This window comes from Streptomyces sp. NPDC047315 (assembly GCF_040643215.1).
In the GTDB taxonomy this organism is placed as follows: domain Bacteria; phylum Actinomycetota; class Actinomycetes; order Streptomycetales; family Streptomycetaceae; genus Streptomyces.
The window spans coordinates 19,439-42,454 of record NZ_JBEYTZ010000045.1 but is presented as its reverse complement, the minus strand read 5'-3'; the positions used below and the strand labels follow the sequence as shown (position 1 = coordinate 42,454).

The following is a 23,016-nucleotide window of genomic DNA, read 5'->3' as shown; positions in this document are numbered from 1 at the left end:
ATCAGTCGAAGTCGGCGACGTTGCGCGCCGTGACGACCTTCACCGGGACCTTGACCTCGCCGGGCACGTCTCCGTCCCCGGCGGCCTTGATCGCGTTCCGTACCGCGATCTTGCCCAACTCCTTCGGCTGTTGGGCGACGGACGCGTACAACGTGCCCCGTTCCACAGCCTTCAGTCCGTCCGGGGTGCCGTCGAAGCCGACGACGGCCACCTGCGACCCGGCTCGCGAGCCCAGCGCCTTGACCGCGCCCAGCGCCATCTCGTCGTTCTCCGCGAAGACCCCGTCGACGCCCGGGTTCGCCTGGAGGAGGTTGGCCATCACGTCCAGCCCCTTGGTGCGGTCGAAGTCGGCGGGCTGCGAGGCGACCACCCGGATGCCCGGGTGCCGCTCGATGCCGTCGCTGAAGCCCTGGCCCCGCTCACGGCTGGCGGAGGTGCCCGGCGTCCCCCGGAGCACCACGACCTCGCCCCGGCCGCCCAACTTCTCGGCGAGCGCGTCGGCCGCCTGCCGTCCGCCGGCCACGTTGTCGGACGCCACCAGCGTCACCGCCTCCGCCTTGTTGACGCCCCGATCCGCGGCGACGACCGGGATGTCCGCCTCGTTGGCGCCGCGCACGGCGGGCGCGACCGCGTCGGAGTCGACCGGGTTGACGACCACCGCGGCCACCCCGGAACTGGTGAAGTTCTGGAGGTGGTTGGCCTGTTGCGAAGCGTCGTTCTGGGCGTCGGTGACGGTCAGCTCCACCCCGCGGGCCTTCGCCTCCGCCTCCGCGCCCTGCCGCATCTGCACGAAGAACGGGTTGTTCAGGGTCGACAGCGACATGCCGATGCGGGTGGTGGAGCTGCCGGAGCCGCGGTCCCACAGCGAAACGCCGCCCACGATGGCCGCGGTGCACACCGCGGCGACGGCGTACGTCACCGGCTTGCTGCGCAGCCCCCGCCCCGGGCCCCCGCCGCCGGGGGCACCCGCGGACGTCGCACCCGCCTTGCGGCGCACCGTGTCCAGCAGCACCGCGAGCGCGATGACCACACCGATGACGACCTGCTGCCAGAACGCCGAGACGGACAGCAGGTTGAGCCCGTTGCGCAGGACGGCGAGGATCAGCGCCCCGATCAGCGTGCCGGACGCCCGGCCGACGCCGCCGGCCAGCGACGCGCCGCCGATGACGACCGCGGCGATCGCGTCCAACTCGTACCCCTGGGCCGCCTGCGGCTGCGCGGAGGACAGCCGGGAGGCGAGGACCACGCCGGCGACGGCCGCGAACAGCCCGGACAGGGCGTACACGACGACCTTGTGACGGGTGACCCGCAGCCCCGAAAGACGGGCGGCCTCCTCGTTGCCGCCGATCGCGTACAACGAGCGGCCGAGGTAGGAGCGGTTGAGGACGAGCGCGGTGAGCAGCCCCATGGCGATCATCACCAGGACGGGCACCGGCAGCCAGCCGCCGATGGTGTCGCCGATCCGCGACACCGATTCGGGGAAGGCGATCGGGCTGCCCTGGGAGATCACCAGCGACAGGCCGCGGCCGATCGACAGCATCGCCAGCGTCGCGATGAACGGCGGCAGCTTGCCGTACGCCACGAGGGCGCCGTTGACCAGGCCGCAGGCGATGCCGGTGGCGACGGCCAGCAGCACCGCGATCCACACCGGCACCCCCTCCGACGTCGCCAGCCACGCCAGCACCGTCGCCGACAGGGCCGCCACCGACCCCACGGACAGGTCGATGCCGGCAGAGACGATGACGAAGGTGACGCCGAAGGCGAGGATCGCCGTCACCGCCGCCTGCACGCCGACGTTCAGCAGGTTCTGGGTGGTCAGGAAGTCACCGGAGAGCAGTGACAGCGCCACCACCAGCACCACCAGTGCGGTGAGCGCTCCGTTGTCGAGTAGGAGGCGACCGAGGGCCCGGCCGCTGTTGGCGCCGGTCGTGCTCGGGGCGGTGTCAGTGGTCACGGGAGTCCTCGCCTTCGTGCTGCACGGTCAAAGTGGTCGGGGCCGCCGGGCCGGGCGGGGGAGACCCGCCGACCGCGAGCGCCATGACCGCGTCCTGGGTCGCCTCGTGGGAGGCGAGTTCACCGGCGATCCGGCCCTCGGACATGACCAGGACCCGATCGCTCATGCCCAACACCTCCGGCAGGTCGCTGGAGATCATCAGCACCGCGTGGCCGGCGTCCGTCAGATCGTTGACGAGCCGGTAGATCTCGACCTTCGCGCCGACGTCGATGCCGCGCGTCGGCTCGTCGAGGATCAACACCCGCACCTCGCCCAGCAGCCACTTGCCGATCACGACCTTCTGCTGATTGCCCCCGGACAGGGTCCGCACGGACTGGTCGAGCCCGGCCATCCGCACGCCGAGCCGACCGGCGATCCGGTCCGCCGCCGCACGCAGCGCCGCCCGGTCCACCAGCCCCGCGCGGGTCGCGGACCGCAGCGTGACCAGGGCGAGGTTGTCCGCCACGGACGCGTCCAGGACCAGCCCCTGCCCCTTGCGGTCCTCCGGCACCAGCCCGATGCCGGCGGCCATCGACGCGACCACGTCGTGCCGCGGCACCCGCGCCCCGGCGACCTCCACCGTCCCGCCGTCGTACGGATCGGCGCCGAAGACCGCCCGGGCCACCTCGGTGCGTCCCGCGCCGACCAGCCCGGCGAGCCCGACGACCTCACCGGCCCGCACCTCGAAACCGACGTCCCGGAAGGCGCCCCGGCGCGTCAGCCCGGCCACGCGGAGCAGGACCTCGCCGGCGCCGTCGTACCTGCGCGGGTACTGCTGCGCGATGTCCCGGCCCACCATCAGCCGCACCAACTCCTCCTCGGTCGCGGACGCGGGCACCCGGCCCACGCTCCGGCCGTCCCGCAGCACCGTGACCCGGTCGCCGAGGGCGGCGATCTCCTCCAGGTGGTGGGTGATGAAGACGACGCCGACGCCCTCCGCGCGCAAGCTGCGCACGATGGCGAACAGCCGCTCCACCTCGTCCGACGTGAGGACGGCGGTCGGCTCGTCCATGATCAGGACCCGGGCGTCCAGGCTGAGCGCCTTGGCTATCTCCACCATCTGCAGGCGGGCGATCCCGAGGTCCTTGACCTTGGTCCGCGGCGGTACGTCGACGCCCACGCGCCGCAGCAGGGCGGCGGCGTCCGCCTCCATCCGCCGGCGGTCGACCAGCCCGAACCGACGGGGCTGACGGCCCAGGAAGACGTTCTCGGCGACGGAGAGTTCGGGAACGAGGGTGAACTCCTGGTGGATGGTGGCGATGCCGAGGCGTTCGGCGTGCCGGGCGCCCTGGACGTGCACTTCGGCGCCGTCGAGCAGCACCCGTCCGGAGTCCGGGCGGTGCGCCCCGGACAACACCTTGATGAGGGTGCTCTTGCCGGCGCCGTTCTCGCCGAGCAGCACGTGCACCTCGCCCGCGCGCAGGTCGAAGTCGACGCCGTCGAGCGCGACGACGCCCGGGAACTCCTTGCGGACGCCTTCGACGCGCAGCAGTTCGCGCGGCGCGTCGGCGCGGGCGTCGTTCGCCGTGAACGTCGATGCCGTCATCGGGGGGCCTCCTCGCGCTGGTCTCCATCGCTCCGGTCCGAGCGGCCCTCGCCGCAGGAGCGGCGCACCACGAGCCGGGCGGGCAGGGTCACGGACGTGGGGGAGCGGCCTTCGATCCGGTCCACCAGCGCTCGCACGGCGGCCCGGCCCAACTCGTCCGTCGGCTGGGCGACGGCGGTCACCGGCGGCGCCGTGTGGACGAACCACGGGATGTCGTCGAAGGCCGCGATGGCGATGTCGTCGGGCACGGTCAGCCCGTGGGCGCGGATCGCGTCCAGCGCGCCGAGCGCCATCAGGTTGTCGGCGGCGAACACCGCCTCGGGCGGCTGCGGCAGCGCCAGGAAGCCTTCCATGGCCCGCCGGCCGCTTGCGGCCTGGAAGTCGCCCTGGCCGATGTACGCGTCCGGCAGCGCCAGCCCGAACTCGCGCAGTCCGGCGCGGAAGGCGCTGACGCGTTCGCTGCCGGTGGTGGTGGACGCGGGGCCCTGGATGATGGCGAGCCGTCGGTGGCCGATGGCGTGCAGATGGGCGACGAGCGCGCGGACCGCCCCGGTGCCGTCGGCCCGGACGACGGGGACGTCGATGCCGGGGATCCAGCGGTCGACGAACACCATCGGGGTGCCAGCCCGCACCGCCTCCAGCATCAGCGGCGAGCCGCCGTCGGTGGGGGAGACCAGCAGTCCGTCGATCCGACGGTCCAGCAGCGTGCGGACGTGGTGGTCCTGGAGCGCGGGCTGCTCGTCGGCGTTGCCGATGATCACGCTGTAGCCGAGCGTCCGCGCCTCCTCCTCGACCGCGCGGGCAAGGGCGGTGAAGTACGGATTGAGCACGTCGCTGATGACCAGGCCCAGGGTGTGCGTCTGGTGGGTGCGCAGTGAGCGCGCGACGGCGTTCGGGCGGTAGCCGAGCGCCTCGACCGCCGCCAGGACCTTGGCCCGTGCGCCGGGGCTGACCGCCGGGTGGCCGTTGAGGGCCCGCGACACGGTGGCCGACGAAACCCCGGCCCGCGCCGCCACGTCCTTGATGCTCGCCATGGCCGGATCACCTCCCCTCCTGACTCGGGAATCGTCCTGTAATCGATTCCAAGAAGGATTGGAATCGATTACATTCACGGGTGGCAAGGGTTCGACACCGGATCGTGATCTGCGGCGGCCCCGTCCGCCCGCCGCGACGGACCCGGCGCGACCGGGCGCATTGACAAAAGGTGTTTGCTGCTTTTGCAATGACCCCATGGCTGACGGAGAGCGTGACGGCGATCAGGTGCCCGGCATCGGGGACGTGTTGAACGAGGTGGGGCCACGGCTGCGGCGCATCCGGCGGGAGCGCGGAGCCACCCTCGAAGCGCTCTCCGAGGCCACCGGCATCTCGGTGAGCACCCTGTCCCGGCTGGAGTCCGGCGGACGCCGCCCCAGCCTCGAACTGCTCCTGCCGATCGCCCGCGCCCACCGGCTGCCCCTGGACGAACTGGTCGGCGCGCCCCCGGTCACCGACCCGAGGGTGCGCTCCAAACCCATCGTCCGCGGCGTGCGGACCCTGTGGCCGCTCACCCGCAGGCCCGGCGGCCTCCAGGCGTACAAGGTCATGCAGCGTCCCGATGCGAGCGAGCCCGAGCCGCGCACCCACGAGGGGTACGAGTGGCTGTACGTGCTCTCCGGGCGGCTGCGCCTCGTCCTCGGCGAGCACGACGTGGTGCTGGAGCCGGGGGAGGCGGCCGAGTTCGACACCCGGGTGCCGCACTGGTTCGGGGCGCAGGGCGACGAACCGGTGGAGTTCCTGAGCCTGTTCGGTCCGCAGGGGGAGCGGATGCACGTCAGGGCGCGCCCCAAGGGCCCCTGACCGACCGGCCGTCGAGTTGCCGCCGAGTTCCCGCCGCCGTGGCGCGTCCTCGCCACCGGTCTTCCCGGGGCGGCAAGCAACTGCTTAGTATGCCCGGGAGTCCGGTACCGCCGACGGTTCGTGGAGCGTGACAGATGCAGGCATGGCGAGTGCACCGACACGGCGAGCCGAGCGAGGTGATGCGGCTCGACGAGGTCGAGCCGCCGGTCCCGGGAGAGCGGCAGGTCCTGCTCCGGGTGCTTGCGGCGAACGTGAACTTCCCCGACGCCCTCCTGTGCCGCGGCCAGTACCAGGTCCGCCCGCCCCTGCCGTTCACCCCCGGCGTGGAGGTCTGCGCCGAGGCGGCGGACGGCCGACGGGTGATCGCCACCCCCTCGCTGCCCGCCGGGGGCTTCGCCGAGTACGTGCTCGCGGACGCCGACGCCGTACTGCCCGCTCCCGAAGCCCTCGACGACGCCGCGGCAGCCGCCCTCCACATCGGCTACCAGACGGGCTGGTTCGCCCTCCACCGCCGCGCCCGCCTGCAAGCCGGGGAGACGCTGTTGGTGCACGCCGCGGCCGGCGGCGTCGGCAGCGCAGCCGTGCAGCTCGGCAAGGCCGCCGGAGCCCGGGTCATCGGCGTCGTCGGCGGCGCGGACAAGGCCCGCACGGCCCGCGAACTCGGGTGCGACACGGTCGTCGACCGACGCGCGGACGACGTCGTGGCCGTGGTCAAGGACGCCACCGGCGGACGCGGCGCCGACGTCGTCTACGACCCGGTCGGCGGCGCCGCGTACACCCAGTCCACCAAGGCGATCGCCTTCGAAGGGCGGATCGTCGTCGTCGGCTTCGCGAGCGGAGAGGTCCCCGCCCCCGCCCTCAACCACGCCCTGGTGAAGAACTACACCATCGCCGGGCTCCACTGGGGCCTCTACCGCAGCCACGACCCCGCCGCGGTCCTCGCCTGCCACGAAGAGCTGACGAAGCTCGCCACCCGGGGTGCCATCGCGCCCCTGGTCAGCGCACGGGTCCCGTTCCGGGCCGCGGCCGACGCCGTGCAACGCGTCGCCGACGGGACCACCACGGGCCGTCTCGTCGTCGTACCCGAAGCACCCGTCGTACCCGAAAAGTCGGAGGCGCCCGACGCACCCGAGGGGGCCGAGCGGTGAGCACCACCCTCGACGCCGCCGCGCTGCGCGTCCGCACCCGGGACCTCCTCGCCGCGCACCCGCCGTCCACCAGCACCCGCGAAGCCTTCCTCAAGGCCCGCTTCGACGCCGGACTCGCCTGGGTGCACTACCCCGAAGGGCTCGGCGGCCTCGCAGCCCCGCGCGCCCTCCAAGCCGTCGTCGACGCCGAACTCGCCGCCGCGGGCGCCCCCGACAACGACCCCCGCCGCATCGGCATCGGCCTCGGCATGGCCGCCCCCACGATCCTCGCCCACGGCACCGACGCGCTGCGACAGCGGTTCCTGCGTCCGCTGTGGACCGGCGAAGAGGTGTGGTGCCAACTCTTCAGCGAGCCGGGCGCCGGCTCCGACCTCGCCGCGCTGGCCACCCGCGCGGTCCACGACGGCGACCACTGGCGGGTGACCGGCCAGAAGGTGTGGACCTCCAGCGCCCACCTCGCCCGCTGGGCCATCCTCGTCGCCCGCACCGACCCCGACGTCCCCAAGCACCGGGGGATCACCTACTTCATCTGCGACATGACCGACCCCGGCGTCGAGGTGCGCCCGCTGCGCCAGATCACCGGCGAGGCCGAGTTCAACGAGGTCTTCCTCACCGACGTGGCGATCCCCGACGCCCATCGCATCGGCGCGGTCGGCGACGGCTGGCAGGTGGCCCGCACCACGCTGATGAACGAACGCGTCTCCATCGGCGGCATGCGGCTGCCCCGCGAGGGCGGCATGATCGGCAAGGCCGCCGCCACCTGGCGCGACCGCCCCGAACTGCGCACCCACCACCTCCATCAACGACTGCTCGCCCTGTGGGTGGAGGCCGAGGTCGCCCGGCTCACCGGCGCGCGGCTGCGCCAGCAACTGGCCGCTGGCCGGCCCGGCCCCGAAGGCAGCGCCGTCAAGCTCGCCTTCGCCCGGCTCAACCAGCGCATCAGCGGTCTGGAAGTCGAGCTGCGCGCCGGCGAGGGACTGCTGTACGACGACTGGACGCTGCGCCGCCCCGACCTGGTGGACTTCACCGGCCGGGACGCCGGATACCGCTATCTGCGCGCCAAGGGCAACTCGATAGAGGGCGGCACCAGCGAGGTGCTGCTGAACATCGTCGCCGAACGCGTCCTCGGGCTGCCCGTCGAACCGCGCGACGACAAGGACACCGCCTGGAAGGACCTCGCCCGATGAGCGACGCCGAGCCGACGAGCGAGCCGGCCCCCGCCGCACCCCCGGCCCACGAGGGCGACCTGCGCTACTCCGAAGCCGAGGACGACCTGCGCGCCGCGGTGCGCTCCGTGCTTGCCGACCGAGCCGACCGGGCCGCCGCAGTCGGCCCGGACGGCACGGCGACGCTGCTCGCCCGCGCCGAGGCGGGCGAGCCGTACGACCCGGACCTGTGGCACACCCTCGCCGTCGAGGTCGGCACGGCCGGCCTCCTCGTCCCCGAAGCCCTCGGCGGGGCGGGCGCCGGACACCGCGAGGCCGCGGTGGTGCTGGAGGAGTTGGGGCGGGCGGTGACCCCGGCGCCGTATCTGACGGGCTGCGTCATGGCCACCGAGGCGCTGCTCGCCCTGGACACCGGCCGTGACGAGGTCGCGCAGCTGCTGGCCGCCGTGGCGTCCGGGCGTACGACCGCCGTACTCGCCGTGCCCTTCAGCGCTTCCCCCTGGACGCCGCCCGCGCCCCTCGCGGCAGCGGACGCGGTGCGCGGGGTCGCGGACGTGCCCGCCGCCACCGTCCTGCTGGTGCACCGCAGCGACGGCCTCTACGCGGTCGACACCGCCGACGCCGACTGCGCCGCCCTCACCCCGCTCGATCTGACGCGCCCGCTGGCCGTCGTCGCCCCGGGAGCGGGCGGGCGGCTGATCGCCGGCCCGGCCGAAGCCGCCGAAGCGGTCCGCCGGGGCCTGCTCGCCGGGGCCGGGCTGCTGGCGTCCGAGCAGGTGGGCATCGCCGAGTGGTGCTTGGACCAGTCCGTACGGCACACCGGCGAACGCCACCAGTTCAACCGGCCCGTCGGCTCCTTCCAGGCGCTCAAGCACCGCATGGCCGAGCTGTGGCTGGAGGTGGTCTCCGCCCGCGCCGCCGCCCGGAACGCGGCCGACGCCCTCGCCGCCGCCAGCCCCGACGCCCCGGTTGCCGTCGCCGTCGCCCAGGCGTACGCCTCCGACGCCGCCGTGCACGCCGCCGAGGAGTGTGTCCAACTGCACGCCGGCATCGGCATGACCTGGGAACACCCCGTGCACCTCTACCTCAAGCGAGCCAAGTCCACTCAGCTCGCACTCGGTTCGCCCGGCGCCCACCGCGACGCCCTGGCCGCGCTCGTCGACCTGCCCGCGCCCTGACCTTCGCCAGGTCAGGGGCCTCAGTACCCAGTGCCCTTTACATGTTGTTTAATTGCGAGGCGTTCGCAACAACAGGTGATCTTTATTAGGGGTGTGGGTGCCGTGTCCGTCCCGTCAGCACGACCGGTTCGTCCGGCCCGTTCCAACAACCGTGCACGCAGGGTGACGACCGTCGCCCTGGCCGTCGCGCTCACCGCGGGCGCCGCGGCCTGCTCCAACCCCGACGACGGCTCGTCGGGCAAGGGCGGCAAGGACTCCGCCGTCGTCGGCATCGCCACCGAGCCCGAGAGCCTGAGCCCGCTGCTCGGCTTCGGCAAGGACGGCAACTCCAAGCTCTTCGACGGCCTGCTCGCCCTCGGCCCCGACATGAAGCTCCAGCCGGCGCTCGCCGCGCAGCTCCCGGTCGTCAGCGAGGACCGGCTCACCTACACGTACACCCTGCGCAAGGGCGTCACCTTCAGCGACGGCAAGCCGCTCACCGCGAAGGACGTGGTCTTCACCTACAAGACCGTCCTCGACCCGAAGACGAACAACCCGTCCAAGTCGGAACTCGACGCGCTCAAGGACGTCCGGGCCACCGGTGACGACACCGTCGTCTTCACCCTCAAGTACCCCTACGCTCCGTTCGCCCAGCGGACCGTCCACCCGATCGTGCCCGAGCACGCGCTCGCCGGCCAGGACGTCAACACCGGCGCCTTCACCACCAAGCCCGTCGGCACCGGCCCCTACCTCCTCGCGGGCTGGTCCCGCGGCGAGAAGATCTCCTTCAAGGCGAACCCGAACTACTGGGGCGGCGCGCCCGAGGTGAAGAAGTTCACCATGGCCGTCATCAAGGACGACGACGTGCGCGCCACCCGGCTGCGCGCGGGCGACCTCGACGGCGCCATCCTCCCGCCGAACCTGGCCGAGGGCTTCAAGGGCGACAAGGGCAAGAAGACCCACACCGCCACCACGTACGACTACCGCACGGTGACCCTGCCGACCCACAACAAGGTGACCGGCGACCTCGCCGTGCGCCGCGCCCTGGACGTCGCCGTCGACCGCGAGGCCATGGTCGACCAGATCCTCGAAGGCGCCGGCAAGCCCGCCTACGGGCCCGTGCCCACCGACAGCGAGTGGTTCACCAAGGGCACCGAGCGCACCCACGACCTCGACGCGGCGAAGAAGATCCTCGACGCCGCCGGCTGGCGGCCCGGCGGTGACGGCATCCGGGTCAAGGACGGCGTACGGGCCGAGTTCCCGCTCTGGTACCCCGCCGGCGACAAGCTCCGCCAGGACCACGCGCTCGCCTACGCGTCCGACGCCAAGAAGGCCGGCATCTCGATCAAGACCCAGGCCGGCACCTGGGAGGTCATCGAGCCCCGGATGAAGCAGGACGCCGTCCTCGCCGGCGGCGGCTCGCCCGCGGACCCCGACTACGACCAGTACCTGCTGCTGACCTCCTCGCTCGCCGGCGACGGCTTCAACAACATGGCCTGGTACGCCAACCCGACCGTGGACCAGGCCCTCGTCCAGGGCCGGCAGAGCGGCGACCCCGCGGTGCGCAAGACCGCGTACGACACCGTGCAGCGCGAACTCCAGAAGAACCCCGGCTACACCTTCCTCACCCACATCGACCACGTCTACGTCGTCAACGACGCCTGGGACGGGCTGAGCACCCAGGTCGAGCCGCACGAGCACGGCCTGGCCTCCGGCCCCTGGTGGAACGTCGAGGACTGGAAGCCGAAGAAGTGACCACGGCCCTCAGCAAGGAGGAGGCGGCACCCCGCACGGGGCGCCGCCTCCCCTGGGGTCCGATGGCCCGCATGGCGGGCCGTCGGGCCCTGTTCGCCGTTCCGGTCCTGCTGGTGGTCACCTTCGGCGTCTTCGCCGTCGCCGCCGCCTCCCCCTTCGACCCCGTCAAGGCGTACGCCGGCACCGCCGGACTCACCGCCACCCAGGAGAACCTGGACCAGATACGCGCCAACCTCGGCGTCGACCAGCCCCTCGTCTCCCGCTGGTGGAACTGGCTCACCGCCGCCCTCCAGGGCGACCTGGGCAACTCCACCGTGCTGCGCCAGCCCGTCGCCGACGCGATCGGCGAACGCGTCGGCTGGTCCCTGCTGCTGGCCGCCACCGCCTTCGCGCTCGCCGTGGTCCTCGGCACCGCCCTCGGCGTCCTGGCCGCCCGCCACCGCGGCGGCTGGCTCGACCGCACCGTCAGCTCCGTCGCGTACACCCTCGAAGCCGCCCCCGCCTTCTGGCTCGGCCTCCTCGCGATCTGGTTCTTCTCCCTCAAGCTCGGCGTGCTGCCCTCCGGCGGGCTCACCGACACCGCCAGCGACGTCGTCACCGTCGACCAGGTCGCCACCCACCTGGTGCTGCCGGCGGCCGTCCTCGGGATCTCCCAGATGCCCTGGTTCTACCTGTACGTGCGGCAGGGCGTCGGCGACGCACTCGACGAGGACCCCGTCCGCGGCGCCCGCGCCCGCGGCCTGGGCGAACGGTCCGTCGTCCTCGGCCACGCCCTGCGCTCCGGGATGCTGCCCATGCTCACCCTCATCGGCTCCCGGGTCCCCGAACTGATCACCGGCGCCCTGCTGGTCGAGACCGTCTTCAGCTGGCCGGGGATCGCCGCCGCCACCGTCGAGGCCGCCACCTCGGTCGACTTCGCCCTGCTCGCCGCCCTCACGGTGCTGGCCACCGCCGCCGTGCTGCTCGGCAACCTCCTCTCCGACCTGCTGTACGGACTGGCCGACCCGAGAGTGGGCTTCGATGGCTGAGCTCGTCTGGCGTTCCAACGGACGCACCCGCCGCTCCACCCGCACCGTCCGCATCAGCGTCTCCGCGGTGATCGTCGCCGCCGTGGTGCTGGCCGTCCTCGTCGTACCCCCGATCGTGCAACTCGACGAACAGGCCGTCGACCTCTCCCAGAAGCTGCAACCGCCGTCGCTCGCCCACCCCTTCGGCACCGACGACGTCGGCCGCGACCTGCTGCTGCGGTGCATCTACGGCCTACGGATCTCCCTGCTCGTCGGACTGGTCGCGGCCCTCGTCGCCACCGTCGTCGGCACCCTGGTGGGCGCCGCCGCCGCGGCCTTCGGCGGCTGGGTCGACCGGGTCGTGATGCGCCTGGTGGACACCTTCTCCTCCGTGCCGCACCTGCTGCTCGGGATCTTCATCGTGGCGATGTTCCGCCCCGGGGTGTGGCCGGTGATCGCCTCCGTCGCGCTCACGCACTGGCTCTCCACCGCCCGCATCGTCCGCTCCGAAGTGCTCTCGCTGCGCTCCCGGCCCTACGTCGACGCGGCGATCTCCGGCGGTGCATCGCGCTGGCGGGTCACCGTGCGCCACCTGGTGCCCGGCGTGCTGCCGCAGGCCGGGCTCGCCGCGGTGCTGATGGTGCCGCACGCCATGTGGCACGAGTCGGCGCTCTCCTTCCTCGGCCTCGGGCTCCCCAGCCACCAGGCGAGCCTCGGCAACCTCGTCCAGAGCGCCCGCAGCTCCCTGCTCGCCGGCGACTGGTGGCCCACCCTCTTCCCCGGGCTCTTCCTGATCGTCCCCACCCTCGCCATCGCCGGACTCGCCGGCGCCTGGCGGGAGCGGATCAATCCGCGCCGCCGATCGGAGCTGATGCTGTGAGCACCGTGCTGTCGGTACGTGACCTGTCCGTACGCTTCCGGATGCGCGGCGGGCGCCACATCGCCGCCGTCAGCTCCGCGAGCTTCGACCTCGCGGCCGGGGAGTGCCTGGCGCTGGTGGGGGAGAGCGGCTGCGGCAAGTCCGTCCTCGCGTCCGCGCTCCTCGGCCTGCTGCCCGGCAACGCCCAGACGGCGGGCACCGCGACCGTCGGCGACATCGAACTCCTCGGCGCCGACGAACGCACCCTCGCCCGCACCGTACGCGGGCGCCTCATCGGCCTCGTACCCCAGAGCCCGGCCGCCCACCTCACCCCGGTGCGGACCGTGGGCGCCCAGATCGAGGAGACCCTGCGGGCGCTGGTGAAGACGCCGCGCAAACAGGCCCGGGCGGCGGCGGTCGCCGCGGCCGAACGAGCCGCCTTCCCCGCCGACCACCTCGACCGCTATCCGCACGAACTCTCCGGCGGACTCGCCCAGCGCGCCGCGACCGCGCTCGCCCTCATCGGCGAAGCCCCGCTGCTGCTGGCCGACGAACCCACCACCGGACTCGACCGCGACCTCGTCGACCGCACCGTCGACGAACTGCGCCGCCATGTCGACGACAGCGCCTCCGGCCGCGCCCTGCTGATGATCACCCACGACCTGGCCGCGGCGGAGCGCATCGCCGACCGGGTCGCCGTGATGTACGCCGGCCGCATCGTCGAACTCACCGACGCCGACACCTTCTTCGGCCGGCCCGGACCCCGGCACCCGTACGCCCGCGGGCTGCTCGCCGCGCTCCCCGAGCGCGACTTCGCCCCCGTCCCCGGGCTGCCGCCCGAACTGGGTGCCCTTCCCGACGGCTGCGCCTTCGCCCCCCGCTGCGATCGCGCCACCGAGCAGTGCGCCCTGCGTCCCGCCTTCACCGGCGGTCTCGCCTGCCACCACCCGGCCGACGTGCTGACGAAGGAGGCCAACCGTGCTTGAACTGCACTCCGTCACCGCCGGATACGACCGGGCCGCGCCCGCAGTGCGCGACGCCTCGCTGACCGTCGCCCCCGGCGAGGCCGTCGGGCTCCTCGGCCCCAGCGGCTGCGGGAAGTCCACCCTCGCGAGGGTCGCGGCCCTGCTGCACCCGCCGCGCTCCGGTCGGGTCGTCATCGACGGCGAAGAGGTCCGCGGCTGGCGCCACCGCGCACCGCGCGAGCTACGCACCGCCGTCGGCGTCGTCTTCCAACAGCCCCGGCTCTCCGCCGACCCCCGGCTCTCGCTGCACGACCTCATCGCCGAACCCCTGCGGGCCACCGGCCGCCGCGCCGAGGTGGGCGAGCGCCTGCCGGAGCTGACCGCCGCGGTCGGCCTCACCGACGAACTGCTGCGCCGCCGCCCCCACGAGGTGAGCGACGGCCAACTCCAACGCGCCTGCCTGGCGCGGGCGCTGGTGCTGCGCCCGCGGTGGCTGGTCTGCGACGAGATGACCGCGATGCTGGACGCCTCCACCACCGCCGCGCTGGTCGCGGTCGTCGAGGCGTACCGCAGTGAGAGCGGTGCCGGGCTGCTCACGGTGGGCCACGACCGCACGCTGCTGGAGCGCTGGTGCGACCGCACGCTGCGCTGGGACGAGGTGGCCGACGGCGCGAAGGAACCGGCGCGGGGCTGAGGCCGGGCACCCGGTGAGGACGGCCGCGGTGCACGGCCCGGCAGGAAGACCGCGGATGAGCCGTCGGTGACCGGCCGCCGAACTCTGCGCGAGCCCCCTCCCGCCGGCCGTCCGCCGCCGCCCATACTCAGGTGTCCCTCCCGCCCGTCGATCGCCATCGAACCGGAGGTCCACCGTGCCGACCACCCGCCGCCGTGCCGTCGGAACCCTCGCCGGAGCGCTCGCCGCCAGCGTCGCCGTCCCGACGGTCGCCGAGGCGGCCGAACGCCCGGGCAACGGCGGGCAGCGCCCCCGCCCCCGCCCGCTGCGCCGCGCCCACGCACACAACGACTACCTCCACCCGCGCCCACTGCACGATGCGCTCGCGCACGGCTTCACCAGCCTGGAAGCCGATGTGTTCCTGGTGAACGGGGACCTGCTGGTGGCGCACACGCCGGCCGAACTCGATCCCGCGCGCACCTTGCGCTCCCTCTACCTCGACCCCCTGCTCGCCCGGGTCCGCGCCCACCACGGCGCCGTCCACCGGGGCCACCGCCGCCCGGTCCAACTGCTCGTCGACATCAAGGCGGACGGCGTCGCCTGCTACCTCGAACTCGACCGCCAACTGCGGGCGTACCGGAGGATGCTGACCCGCTGGTCGAACGGTCGGACGTATCCCGGCGCGATATCCCCCGTCGTGTCGGGCGACCGGGCCGCCCGCGCGCCGATGGAGGCGCAACGCGTGCGCTACGCCGCGTACGACGGCCGCCTGGACGACCTCGGCGCAGCTGCCCCCGCCTCCTTCGTTCCGCTGATCTCCAGCAACTGGAACCAGAACTTCGGCTGGCAGGGCGTCGGCCCCTGTCCGCCAGCCGAGCGCGCCCGGCTGCACGCGCTGGTGACCGCGGCGCACCAAGAGGGCCGGCGGATACGGTTCTGGGCGACGCCCGACGCACCCGGCCCGGCCCGGGACGCCCTGTGGACCGAACTGCTCGCCGCCGGCGTGGACCACCTCAACACCGACGACCTCGCCGGCCTGGAGCGCTTCCTGCGCACCCACGACCACGCCTCCTGACGCGCCAACCCGCGGACGCCGTCGGCGCCTTCACCACGCCCGCCATGCGGGCGGCCCAAGGTCGTGTCCGTAAAGCCCCGCGCGCGTCCCTGCGCCTTTGGACGTAGCCGCCGTTTCCCTGCGGGAGCGTTGGTCTCCACTGGCCGGTGGTGGGCTGTTCGCGCAGTTCCCCGCGCCCCTAAATGCCTTCGTCTCAGCCCGCAGACAAATGACGGGGGCGGCGAAACAGGTGGCGCTGGGGGTCCCCCCACGCCCTCTGGGCGTAGGGGGCGGAACTGCGCGACAAGCCCACCACCGGCCGGTAGAGACCAACGTTCCCGCAGGGAAACGGCGGCTTCGTCCACACCACTCGTACGGCGGACACGCCACGGCGCCCCCGCCCCGCCCCGCTGCGCCAGACTGACCGCCGAATGCCACAAATCCGGCGTAACGAAGGCGGTTGGCGATGGCCATTTCGATTTCGGTGGTGCTGCTCCTGGTGGTGCTGGCGGTGATCTTCCTGCGCAACGGCGGGTTGAAGTTCTCCCACGCCCTGGTCTGCGCGCTGCTCGGCTTCTTCCTCGCGGGCACCAGCATGGCGCCGACCATCCACGAGGGCGTCGCGGCCACGGCCGAAGTCGTCAGCAGCCTCCAACCGTGAGGCCCGACGTCCCGCGGAACCGGGCCGCGGAGCGGCGCCGACTCCGCTCCGGGGCCCGGTCCGCGTTCCGGTGGCCGCCCCGGAGGTCGTGGGAGGTCACCGGCCCGAGTCCCCGCCCGAGCAACGCCGGCCCAGGACGGGGCCGCCCCACGGGGAACCGACGCTCCCCGCGGTGAGCCGCCCAGTGAACCGCCCGCGACGTTGCGACGGGGTTGCGTACCGCCCCTCGCGCCCCTGTTCGACACCGAACGGTCCGCGCACCGCCGGACTGCCCCCGGCTGACCGTCACCCGACCGGGCCAAGGGGCGCGACCGGTGAGGGGGAGATCACAGCGCGTGCTGTACCGATGCGCTTGCGTCCCGGCCCGGGCGTGGCGAGGGTGCTGGTGTGAGCCAACACTTTGACGTCCTCGTCCTGGGAGCGGGCCCCGGCGGCTACACCGCCGCGGTGCGCGCCACGCAGCTCGGCCTCTCGACCGCCGTCGTGGAGGAGCGCTACTGGGGCGGCATCTGCCTCAACGTCGGCTGCATCCCCTCCAAGGCGCTCCTGCGCAACGCCGAGATGGTCCAGTTCGTCACGGGGGAGGCCGAGGCGTACGGCATCTCCACCGGCGGACAGGTCACGGTGGACTACGGACCGGCCTTCCAGCGCAGCCGCAAGGTCGCCGACGGGCGCGTCAAGGGCGTCCACTACCTGATGAAGAAGAACGCCATCACCCAGTTCGACGGCCGCGGCACCTTCGTCGACGACCACACCCTCTCGATCGCCCGGACGGACGGCGGCACCGAGACGGTGACCTTCGGCCACTGCATCGTCGCGACCGGCGCCAGCCCGCGGCTGCTGCCCGGCACCGCCCTGTCGGAGCGCGTGGTCACCTTCGAGAGCCAGATCCTCAGCGAGACGCTGCCCGCCAGCATCGTCATCGCCGGCGCGGGCGCCATCGGCGTCGAGTTCGCGTACGTCCTGCGCAGCTACGGCGTGGACGTGACCGTCGTGGAGTTCCTCGACCGCCTCGTCCCGCTGGAGGACGAGGAGGTCTCCAAGGAGCTCGCCAAGCACTACCGCAAGCTCGGCATCAAGGTCCTCACCGGTACGGCCGTGGAGGCGATCGACGACTCCGGCGAGCGCGTGCGGGTCACCGTGGCCAAGGGCGGCGAACGCCAGGTGCTGGAGGCCGAGAAGGTCCTCCAGGCCATCGGCTTCGCGCCGAACGTCACGGGCTACGGCCTGGAGAACACCGGCGTGCGCCTCACCGAGCGCGGCGCCGTCGACGTGGACGGCCGCTGCCGCACCAACGTGCCGCACATCTACGCCATCGGCGACGTCACGGCCAAGCTGATGCTGGCGCACGCGGCGGAGTCCATGGGCGTGGTGGCGGCCGAGACCATCGCGGACGCGGAGACCATGGAACTGGACTACGTGATGATCCCGCGAGCCACCTACTGCCAGCCGCAGATCGCCAGCTTCGGCTGGACGGAGGCGCAGGCCCGGGAGCGCGGCTTCGACGTCAAGGTGGCCAAGTTCCCCTTCACCGCCAACGGCAAGGCGCACGGGCTGGGACACCCCGTCGGCTTCGTGAAGATCATCAGCGATGACCGCTACGGCGAGATCCTCGGCGCCCACCTCATCGGCCCCGAAGTCACCGAACTACTCCCCGAGTTGACGCTGGCCCAGCAGTGGGACCTCACCGTGCACGAGGTGGCGCGCAACGTCCACGCCCACCCCACGCTCGGCGAGGCGGTCAAGGAGGCGATCCACGGACTGGCCGGCCACATGATCAACATGTAGGCGCCCGCAGCAACGCCGTCCGGCGGTGCTGCGGGCGCCCCGTACCGCCTTACGACGACGCGACCCAGCCGCGGCTTCTGGCCATCGCCAGCACGCACGCGCGCACCTGCTTGATCTGCAGGGACGTCAGCGTGTCCGAGCAGCCGAGGAGCGCGTCCGTGAGTTCGGCGCTGAACTCGGCAGCGTCGTCGGACTCGTCGTCCGACTCGCTGCGGAACGTGGCCGACATGTCCTGACCCCGCGACTCGGGTGCCGTCCGCGTGAGCTTGCGCGCCGTGGACTGGTGGATGAGCCGGATCTGGGACGCCTTGGGCCCCTTCTCACCGTGCTCCAGGAAGAACTCCACGACACTGCCGTCGTGGTAGAGGTACTTTTCGTCCACCAGGTCGTTCGCGTGCATGAACACGTCGTCGCCCCCGTCGTCGGGAGCGATGAACCCATATCCACGGATCTCGTCGAACCGCAGGACCTTGCCCTTCAACAACACACCACACCTCCACACCAAAACAACGAACCAGCCGGCCCGCCACCTCTCGGCGGACCCGTGCGCCCCACCCTACCCGGCGCCCCTGCGCCCTGGGCAGCCGGCCGGCCGCGGCCCTACTGACCGTCGCGCGCCTGCCGGGCGGCGGCGACGATCAACTCCTTGAACCCCTCCTCGCGCGACTGCGCCGTGACGCCGTAGTCGTGGCTGTGCGTGAACTGGGCGTGCGGGAAGAGCTCCTGCATCCACACCGCGCAGTAGTGGCCCGGCATCAGACAGGGCTCCAACTCGCAGTAGATCCGCGTCACTTGCTGCGGACGGACGCCGGAGGTGGACAGCCGCTGCCAGAGCTGCTCCTCGGGGTGCGGCTGCCCCGGTCCCGCCGTGTCCGTGACGATCTCGGTGCCGCCGCTCGGGGTGCGGAACTCGAACGCGGCGGAGAAGGGGAAGTTCAGGGTGTGCCGCAGGTCGTCGAGGACCCGGGGCCACCAGCTCTCCCGGTCGGCGAAGGCGGGCGCGTCCAGCTCCCGCAGGTGCTCGTTCAGCTCGGCGAACACGGCCGCGGCCCGCTCCAGCCCGTCCGCGGCGACGATCCGCGGCAGCGCCCGGTCCAGCGCGAGCAGGGAGCCGTTCAGCGCGGCGACCGAGGAGTTGACGTACATGTCGGGGACGACCTCGGACAGCACGACTGCCTGCACGGCGCCGTCGGGTCGTACGCACAGCTGCGCCCCCCGGTCGTCCCCCAACAGCAGCCAGCGGCCCAACTGGGCCGGCGGCAGGGGTGCGCCGCTGCGCACGGCATGGCCGTGCAAAGTGGTGGGCTCGCCGCGCGGCACCGCCCGGAAGTACGGGGCGACGGCCACCGGTACCCCGGTGGCCACCAGCGCGGCACGCGCCTCCTCCTGCGGCAGCACGGCTTCCGCCAGCGCCGCCTCGGAGTACCGTCGCATCCCCTCGTCGCCGAAGTGCGCGACCACGGGCTCCGGCGGCTGGCTGCTGTCCACGTACGCTCCTTGGACTCTCGACTGCGGGGCCCCACCTTGTCACACGGGCCCTGATCCCGTCAGCGCCGCGGTCCGCTGCCCGCGGCTCACCGACCGCTGCCGACCCCCAGCGCCTCCTTGAGGAAGACCTTGATGTACCGCGGGGTGCCCTCGGTGGTGATGACCTCGACGGAGGCGCGGACGCTGCGGTCGTCGACGGCCTCCCGCACGAGGGCGTCCGCAAGGTCCCGGCGGGAGGTGAACCAGCCGGGGTGCCGCGCGTGGCAGACGACGTAGTCCGTGGTCTCCTCGGCGTCGAAGAGCCCGGAGGGGCGCACGATCGTCCAGTCCAGGTCGCAGGCGCGCACCAGGTCCTCCATCCGGCCCGCGTCCTCGTACAGCGTGCGCCCCATCTTGAGCAGCATCGGAACGATCACCTTGCGGAAGACCAGGGCCTCTCCGGGGGCGTCCACGTAGTTGGCCCCGATGGAGCTGACGCAGACCAGCCGCCGCACGCCGTGCGCCTCCATCGCCGCGATGACGTTCGCGGCGCCCTGCGAGTACACGGTCACGGGCTCCTTCGTGTACGAGGCGCCCACGGTGGAAATGACCGCGTCGTGGCCGGCCACCGCACGGCCCACCGCCGTCGCGTCCAGGACGTCCGCCTCCACCACCCGCAGCCGGGCGCCGCTCAGCGGGAACGCGTCGGGCTGACGCGTCACGGCGGTGACGGAGTGGCCCTCGGCGAGCGCCTGTTGGGTGGCCAGGCGGCCGGTCGGTCCGTTGGCGCCGAAGATGACCAGCTTCACGGGTTCCTCCTGTGCGGTACGGCGGCGGGGCAGCACGATCTGCCCGAACGTCGATCGTGTCACTCGAACGTTGTTCCAGTGCTCGATCAATGTACCCCAGGAGGTGCGTGTGGGCGGTGCCGGAAGGACCGGCACCGCCCACGAACCGCAGGAGGAGCGCGACTCACCCCCGCCCGATGTACGGCATCGTGGTCGGCAGCACCGTCAGGAACTGCACGTTGGTGTCCAACGGCATGGACGCCATCAGCAGCAGCGACTCGGTGAAGCGCGCCACCGGGATCGTCGCCTCCACCGCCCTCGACCCGTCCGCCTGCATCGCGGCCGGCTGCGGGCTGCCGTCGACCGGAGTCACGTTGCCCACGTCGATCTGCCCGCACGCGATCCCATACGGGCGCCCGTCCAGGGACAGTCCCCGGGTCAGCCCGAGCACCGCGTGCTTGGCCGTGGTGTAGGAGATGGCGTGCGGACGCGGCGCATGGGCGGACGGCGCGCCGTTGTTGATGATCCGACCGCCCTGGGGCGACTGGTCGCGCATGGTGCGGAACGCCTCCTGCGCGCACAGGAACGTGCCCGTCACGGTGGTGTCCATCACCCGGCTCCAGTCCTCGAAGTCCACCTCCGGGACCGGTTTGCGCGGCACCGCCGCACCGGCGTTGTTGAACAGCAGGTCCAGCCGGCCGAAGTGCCCGCGCACGGCTTCGAAAAGCGCCGTCACCTGCGCCGGGTCGCTGATGTCGGCGGGTACCGCGATCACCCGGTCGGGGCCGGCGCCGGACAGCGCCGCGGTCTCCTCCAGCGTCTCCTTGCGCCGCCCGGCCAGCGCCAGCGACCAGCCGTCGTCGAGCAGCGCGAGGGCCGCCGCCCGGCCCAGGCCGCTCCCGCCGCCGGTGACCAGGCCGATCTTCGACCGCTGCTTGCCCCCCTCGCTCATCGCTCGGCCATCCAGGCGCGCAGAACCCGACGGGCCGCCGGGCCCGGCTCGTCGACGTACGGCGAACGCCCGTGCAGCACCCGGCTGTTGCGGATCATCAGCAGATCGCCCGCCTCCAGGTGCAGCCCGAAGGCGATCTCCGGCCGGTAGAGCACCTCGTCGAGGAAGTCGAGCGCGCCGAGCCGCCGCGGGTCGAGCTCGGCGGACGAACGCACCGTGCGCGTCTGGTAGTAGCAGCCCACCGTGCCGTCGTCCTGGGTGAACAGGATGGGGCTGACGACGATCTGCTCGCCGGCGCGACCGGTCCGGTCGAACGTCCAGTCCTGCCGCAACAGCTCCAGCACGTCCGGCCGTTCGCGCTCGATGATGTCCTGCACGTGCCGCGCGCTGGCCAGCTTGGTCACGCCGCCGCCGTCTGCCGCCGGCTGGAGGCACAGCAGACACAGCAGGTCGCAGGTGTCGCAGTGGAAGCCGAGCGCGGTGGCTCCGTCACCGTCGCGGTCCCGCAGCACGGTCCACAGGTCGCCCCGCGCGTTCTGCGGAACGGGGGTGCCCACCTCCGCGAGGACGTACGTCAGGGCGGAGCTCAACTCCGCCTCGGAGGCGGCCGGGGACATGAGGTTGCGTACGTTCACGAACCCCACGGCGTCCAGACTGCTGCGGATGAACCCGCGCACGGCGGCGTGCGCCGCCCCGCCCGCGTCCCAGCGCCGGGCGCTCGCGTCGGCCCACAGCAGCCGCCGGTCCTCGTCGGACACCGACATCGACCACACGCCCGGTGTGGACTGAAGGTACTCGCTGGTCCACCCGACGTCTCCGATGGTGGCTCCGGTCATGGTGCGATCACTCCTCTCACAGGTGGTGCAGGTGCGGACGTGCGCGTGCCGGGGCGCGGGCTCACCCGGTCGCCGATGCGAGGGCCGTCGACCACAGCGCCAGCGCCTCGTCGATCTGCTCGGCCGTGACGATCAGCGCCGGAATCATCCGGACGACGTTGCCGTGCACGCCGCACGTCAACAGCAGCAGTCCGCGCTCGGCGCAGGCGCGCTGGACGCGCTGGGCCGTGGCGGCGTCGGGAGAGCCGTCGGGGTGCGCGAACTCGCTGGCCGCCATCAGCCCGCGCCCGCGCACGTCGACGATCGAGGGAGAGTCCGCCGCGGCCTTGCGCAACCCGTCCAGCAGCCGGTGCCCCTGCTCGGCGGCGTTGGCCACCAGACCCTCGTCGCGGATCACGTCGAGCGTGGCGAGCGCAGCGGCGCAGGCCACGGCGTTCCCACCGTACGTACCGCCCTGCGAGCCCGGCCAGGCGCGGCCCATCAGCTCCGTGGGAGCCGCGATCGCGGACAGCGGGAAGCCGCTGGCCAGGCCCTTGGCGGTGATCACCACGTCGGGGACGACACTCGCCGAGTGCTCGTGCGCCCAGAACTTCCCCGTACGGCCGAAGCCCGTCTGGATCTCGTCGACCACCAGCAGCATGCCGTGTCGGTCGGCACGCTCCCGCAGCCCCTCCAGGAACCCGACCGGCGCCGGCACGTAACCCCCCTCGCCCAGCACCGGCTCGACGAACAGCGCCGCCGTCTCGGCGGGCGCGCTGACGGTCGCCAGCACGTGGTCGAGTCCGCGCAGCGCGTGCTCGACGGCGGCCTCGTCGCTCAGCCCGAGCGCGAACGCGTGCGGGAAGGGTGCCACCGCGACGCCGGGCATCAACGGGCCGATCCCGGCGCGGAAGCGGGTACCGGCGGTGGTCAGCGCCGCCGCCCCCATGGTCCGCCCGTGGAAGGCGCCGTCGAAGACGATCACGTTCTGCCGGCCGGTGGCCTGCCGGGCGAGCCGGAGCGCCGCTTCCACCGCTTCGCTGCCCGAGTTCACGTAGAACAGCGAGTCCAGGCCGTCGGGCAGCACCTCGCCGAGGCGGTCGGTCAGCGTGAGCAACTGGTCGTGCAGCACCGTCGTGTACTGCCCGTGGATCAGCCGCCCCGCCTGCTGCTGCACGGCTTCGACCACCCGCGGATGGCAGTGGCCGGTGCTGGTCACGCCGACGCCGGCGGTGAAGTCCAGATGGCGGCGGTCGTCGGCGTCGTAGAGGTACATCCCCGCACCACGGGTGGCGAGCACCGGCGTGGCCTGCTTGAGCACCGGGGAGAGCTGGGGCATGGCGTCACTTCCTGACTTCCTCAAGGGAGCGGAGGGTTTCTCGGGAG

At 72.8% G+C, this 23,016-nt stretch carries 21 protein-coding genes; 12 read left to right on the top strand and 9 right to left on the bottom strand.

Annotated features, from left to right (window positions below; all coding sequences use genetic code 11):
* Window position 1: 1 nt before the first annotated feature.
* The 3 genes from ABZ842_RS34795 to ABZ842_RS34785 are packed head-to-tail and all read right to left on the bottom strand — an operon-like array spanning window position 2 to window position 4,573.
* A complete protein-coding gene (locus tag ABZ842_RS34795) occupies window positions 2-1,954 on the bottom strand; it encodes a substrate-binding domain-containing protein (protein WP_361546341.1) in 1,953 nt (650 codons plus the stop codon).
* Window positions 1,944-3,539 carry a sugar ABC transporter ATP-binding protein gene (locus tag ABZ842_RS34790; protein ID WP_361546339.1) on the bottom strand — a complete coding sequence of 532 codons (1,596 nt, stop codon included), beginning with the start codon at window positions 3,537-3,539 and terminating at the stop codon, window positions 1,944-1,946. Before ABZ842_RS34790 ends, ABZ842_RS34795 begins: the two co-directional genes overlap by 11 nt.
* Window positions 3,536-4,573 (bottom strand): LacI family DNA-binding transcriptional regulator, encoded by a 1,038-nt coding sequence (locus ABZ842_RS34785; protein ID WP_361546337.1) that lies wholly within the window; start codon window positions 4,571-4,573, stop codon window positions 3,536-3,538. Before ABZ842_RS34785 ends, ABZ842_RS34790 begins: the two co-directional genes overlap by 4 nt.
* A 196-nt stretch (window positions 4,574-4,769) precedes the next feature.
* Between ABZ842_RS34785 and ABZ842_RS34780 the strand changes: the two genes are divergently transcribed.
* From ABZ842_RS34780 to lpdA, 12 genes are all read left to right on the top strand, one after another.
* Entirely contained in the window at window positions 4,770-5,375 is a 606-nt protein-coding gene (locus ABZ842_RS34780) for an XRE family transcriptional regulator (RefSeq protein WP_361546335.1), read from the top strand.
* Between the two features lie 134 nt (window positions 5,376-5,509).
* Window positions 5,510-6,523, top strand: coding sequence for an NADPH:quinone oxidoreductase family protein (locus ABZ842_RS34775; RefSeq protein WP_361546332.1), 1,014 nt, complete (start codon window positions 5,510-5,512; stop codon window positions 6,521-6,523).
* Complete coding sequence (locus ABZ842_RS34770) at window positions 6,520-7,710, top strand: acyl-CoA dehydrogenase family protein (protein WP_361546329.1); 1,191 nt, start codon at window positions 6,520-6,522, stop codon at window positions 7,708-7,710. The genes ABZ842_RS34775 and ABZ842_RS34770 overlap by 4 nt, the downstream gene beginning before the upstream one ends.
* Window positions 7,707-8,867 carry an acyl-CoA dehydrogenase family protein gene (locus ABZ842_RS34765; protein WP_361546326.1) on the top strand — a complete coding sequence of 387 codons (1,161 nt, stop codon included), beginning with the start codon at window positions 7,707-7,709 and terminating at the stop codon, window positions 8,865-8,867. Before ABZ842_RS34770 ends, ABZ842_RS34765 begins: the two co-directional genes overlap by 4 nt.
* Window positions 8,868-9,029: 162 nt before the next feature.
* Window positions 9,030-10,601: an ABC transporter substrate-binding protein gene (locus ABZ842_RS34760; protein ID WP_361546323.1), complete on the top strand. Its 1,572-nt coding sequence runs from the start codon at window positions 9,030-9,032 to the stop codon at window positions 10,599-10,601.
* Between the two features lie 62 nt (window positions 10,602-10,663).
* Entirely contained in the window at window positions 10,664-11,629 is a 966-nt protein-coding gene (locus ABZ842_RS34755; protein ID WP_361546395.1) for an ABC transporter permease, read from the top strand.
* The gene (locus ABZ842_RS34750) at window positions 11,622-12,488 is read left to right on the top strand and encodes an ABC transporter permease (RefSeq protein ID WP_361546320.1); all 867 of its coding nucleotides are present in this window, start codon (window positions 11,622-11,624) and stop codon (window positions 12,486-12,488) included. Before ABZ842_RS34755 ends, ABZ842_RS34750 begins: the two co-directional genes overlap by 8 nt.
* Window positions 12,489-12,529: 41 nt before the next feature.
* On the top strand, window positions 12,530-13,453 hold the full coding sequence (locus ABZ842_RS34745; RefSeq protein WP_361546392.1) for an ABC transporter ATP-binding protein: 924 nt from the start codon (window positions 12,530-12,532) through the stop codon (window positions 13,451-13,453).
* Window positions 13,446-14,126, top strand: coding sequence for an ATP-binding cassette domain-containing protein (locus ABZ842_RS34740; RefSeq protein ID WP_361546317.1), 681 nt, complete (start codon window positions 13,446-13,448; stop codon window positions 14,124-14,126). The genes ABZ842_RS34745 and ABZ842_RS34740 overlap by 8 nt, the downstream gene beginning before the upstream one ends.
* A 175-nt stretch (window positions 14,127-14,301) precedes the next feature.
* Window positions 14,302-15,180 carry a phosphatidylinositol-specific phospholipase C/glycerophosphodiester phosphodiesterase family protein gene (locus tag ABZ842_RS34735; RefSeq protein ID WP_361546314.1) on the top strand — a complete coding sequence of 293 codons (879 nt, stop codon included), beginning with the start codon at window positions 14,302-14,304 and terminating at the stop codon, window positions 15,178-15,180.
* Between the two features lie 445 nt (window positions 15,181-15,625).
* A complete protein-coding gene (locus ABZ842_RS34730; RefSeq protein ID WP_361546311.1) occupies window positions 15,626-15,820 on the top strand; it encodes a hypothetical protein in 195 nt (64 codons plus the stop codon).
* 387 nt (window positions 15,821-16,207) lie between these two features.
* The gene (gene lpdA / locus ABZ842_RS34725; protein WP_361546308.1) at window positions 16,208-17,608 is read left to right on the top strand and encodes a dihydrolipoyl dehydrogenase; all 1,401 of its coding nucleotides are present in this window, start codon (window positions 16,208-16,210) and stop codon (window positions 17,606-17,608) included.
* A gap of 49 nt (window positions 17,609-17,657) precedes the next feature.
* On the opposite strand, the gene ABZ842_RS34720 is transcribed toward lpdA, so the two are convergent.
* The 6 genes from ABZ842_RS34720 to ABZ842_RS34695 all read right to left on the bottom strand — a co-directional run bounded on the left by ABZ842_RS34720 (window position 17,658) and on the right by ABZ842_RS34695 (window position 22,969).
* Window positions 17,658-18,095: a cold shock domain-containing protein gene (locus ABZ842_RS34720; protein ID WP_361546305.1), complete on the bottom strand. Its 438-nt coding sequence runs from the start codon at window positions 18,093-18,095 to the stop codon at window positions 17,658-17,660.
* A gap of 113 nt (window positions 18,096-18,208) precedes the next feature.
* Window positions 18,209-19,096, bottom strand: coding sequence for a nucleic acid/nucleotide deaminase domain-containing protein (locus ABZ842_RS34715; protein WP_361546302.1), 888 nt, complete (start codon window positions 19,094-19,096; stop codon window positions 18,209-18,211).
* A gap of 86 nt (window positions 19,097-19,182) precedes the next feature.
* Window positions 19,183-19,947, bottom strand: a complete 765-nt coding sequence (locus tag ABZ842_RS34710) for an SDR family oxidoreductase (protein WP_361546299.1) — start codon at window positions 19,945-19,947, stop codon at window positions 19,183-19,185.
* A 100-nt stretch (window positions 19,948-20,047) separates the two neighbouring features.
* Window positions 20,048-20,815: an SDR family oxidoreductase gene (locus ABZ842_RS34705; RefSeq protein WP_361546296.1), complete on the bottom strand. Its 768-nt coding sequence runs from the start codon at window positions 20,813-20,815 to the stop codon at window positions 20,048-20,050.
* Window positions 20,812-21,651: a TauD/TfdA family dioxygenase gene (locus ABZ842_RS34700; protein WP_361546293.1), complete on the bottom strand. Its 840-nt coding sequence runs from the start codon at window positions 21,649-21,651 to the stop codon at window positions 20,812-20,814. The genes ABZ842_RS34705 and ABZ842_RS34700 overlap by 4 nt, the downstream gene beginning before the upstream one ends.
* Before the next feature lie 61 nt (window positions 21,652-21,712).
* Window positions 21,713-22,969, bottom strand: a complete 1,257-nt coding sequence (locus ABZ842_RS34695; RefSeq protein ID WP_361546290.1) for an aminotransferase class III-fold pyridoxal phosphate-dependent enzyme — start codon at window positions 22,967-22,969, stop codon at window positions 21,713-21,715.
* Between the last annotated feature and the right edge of the window lie 47 nt (window positions 22,970-23,016).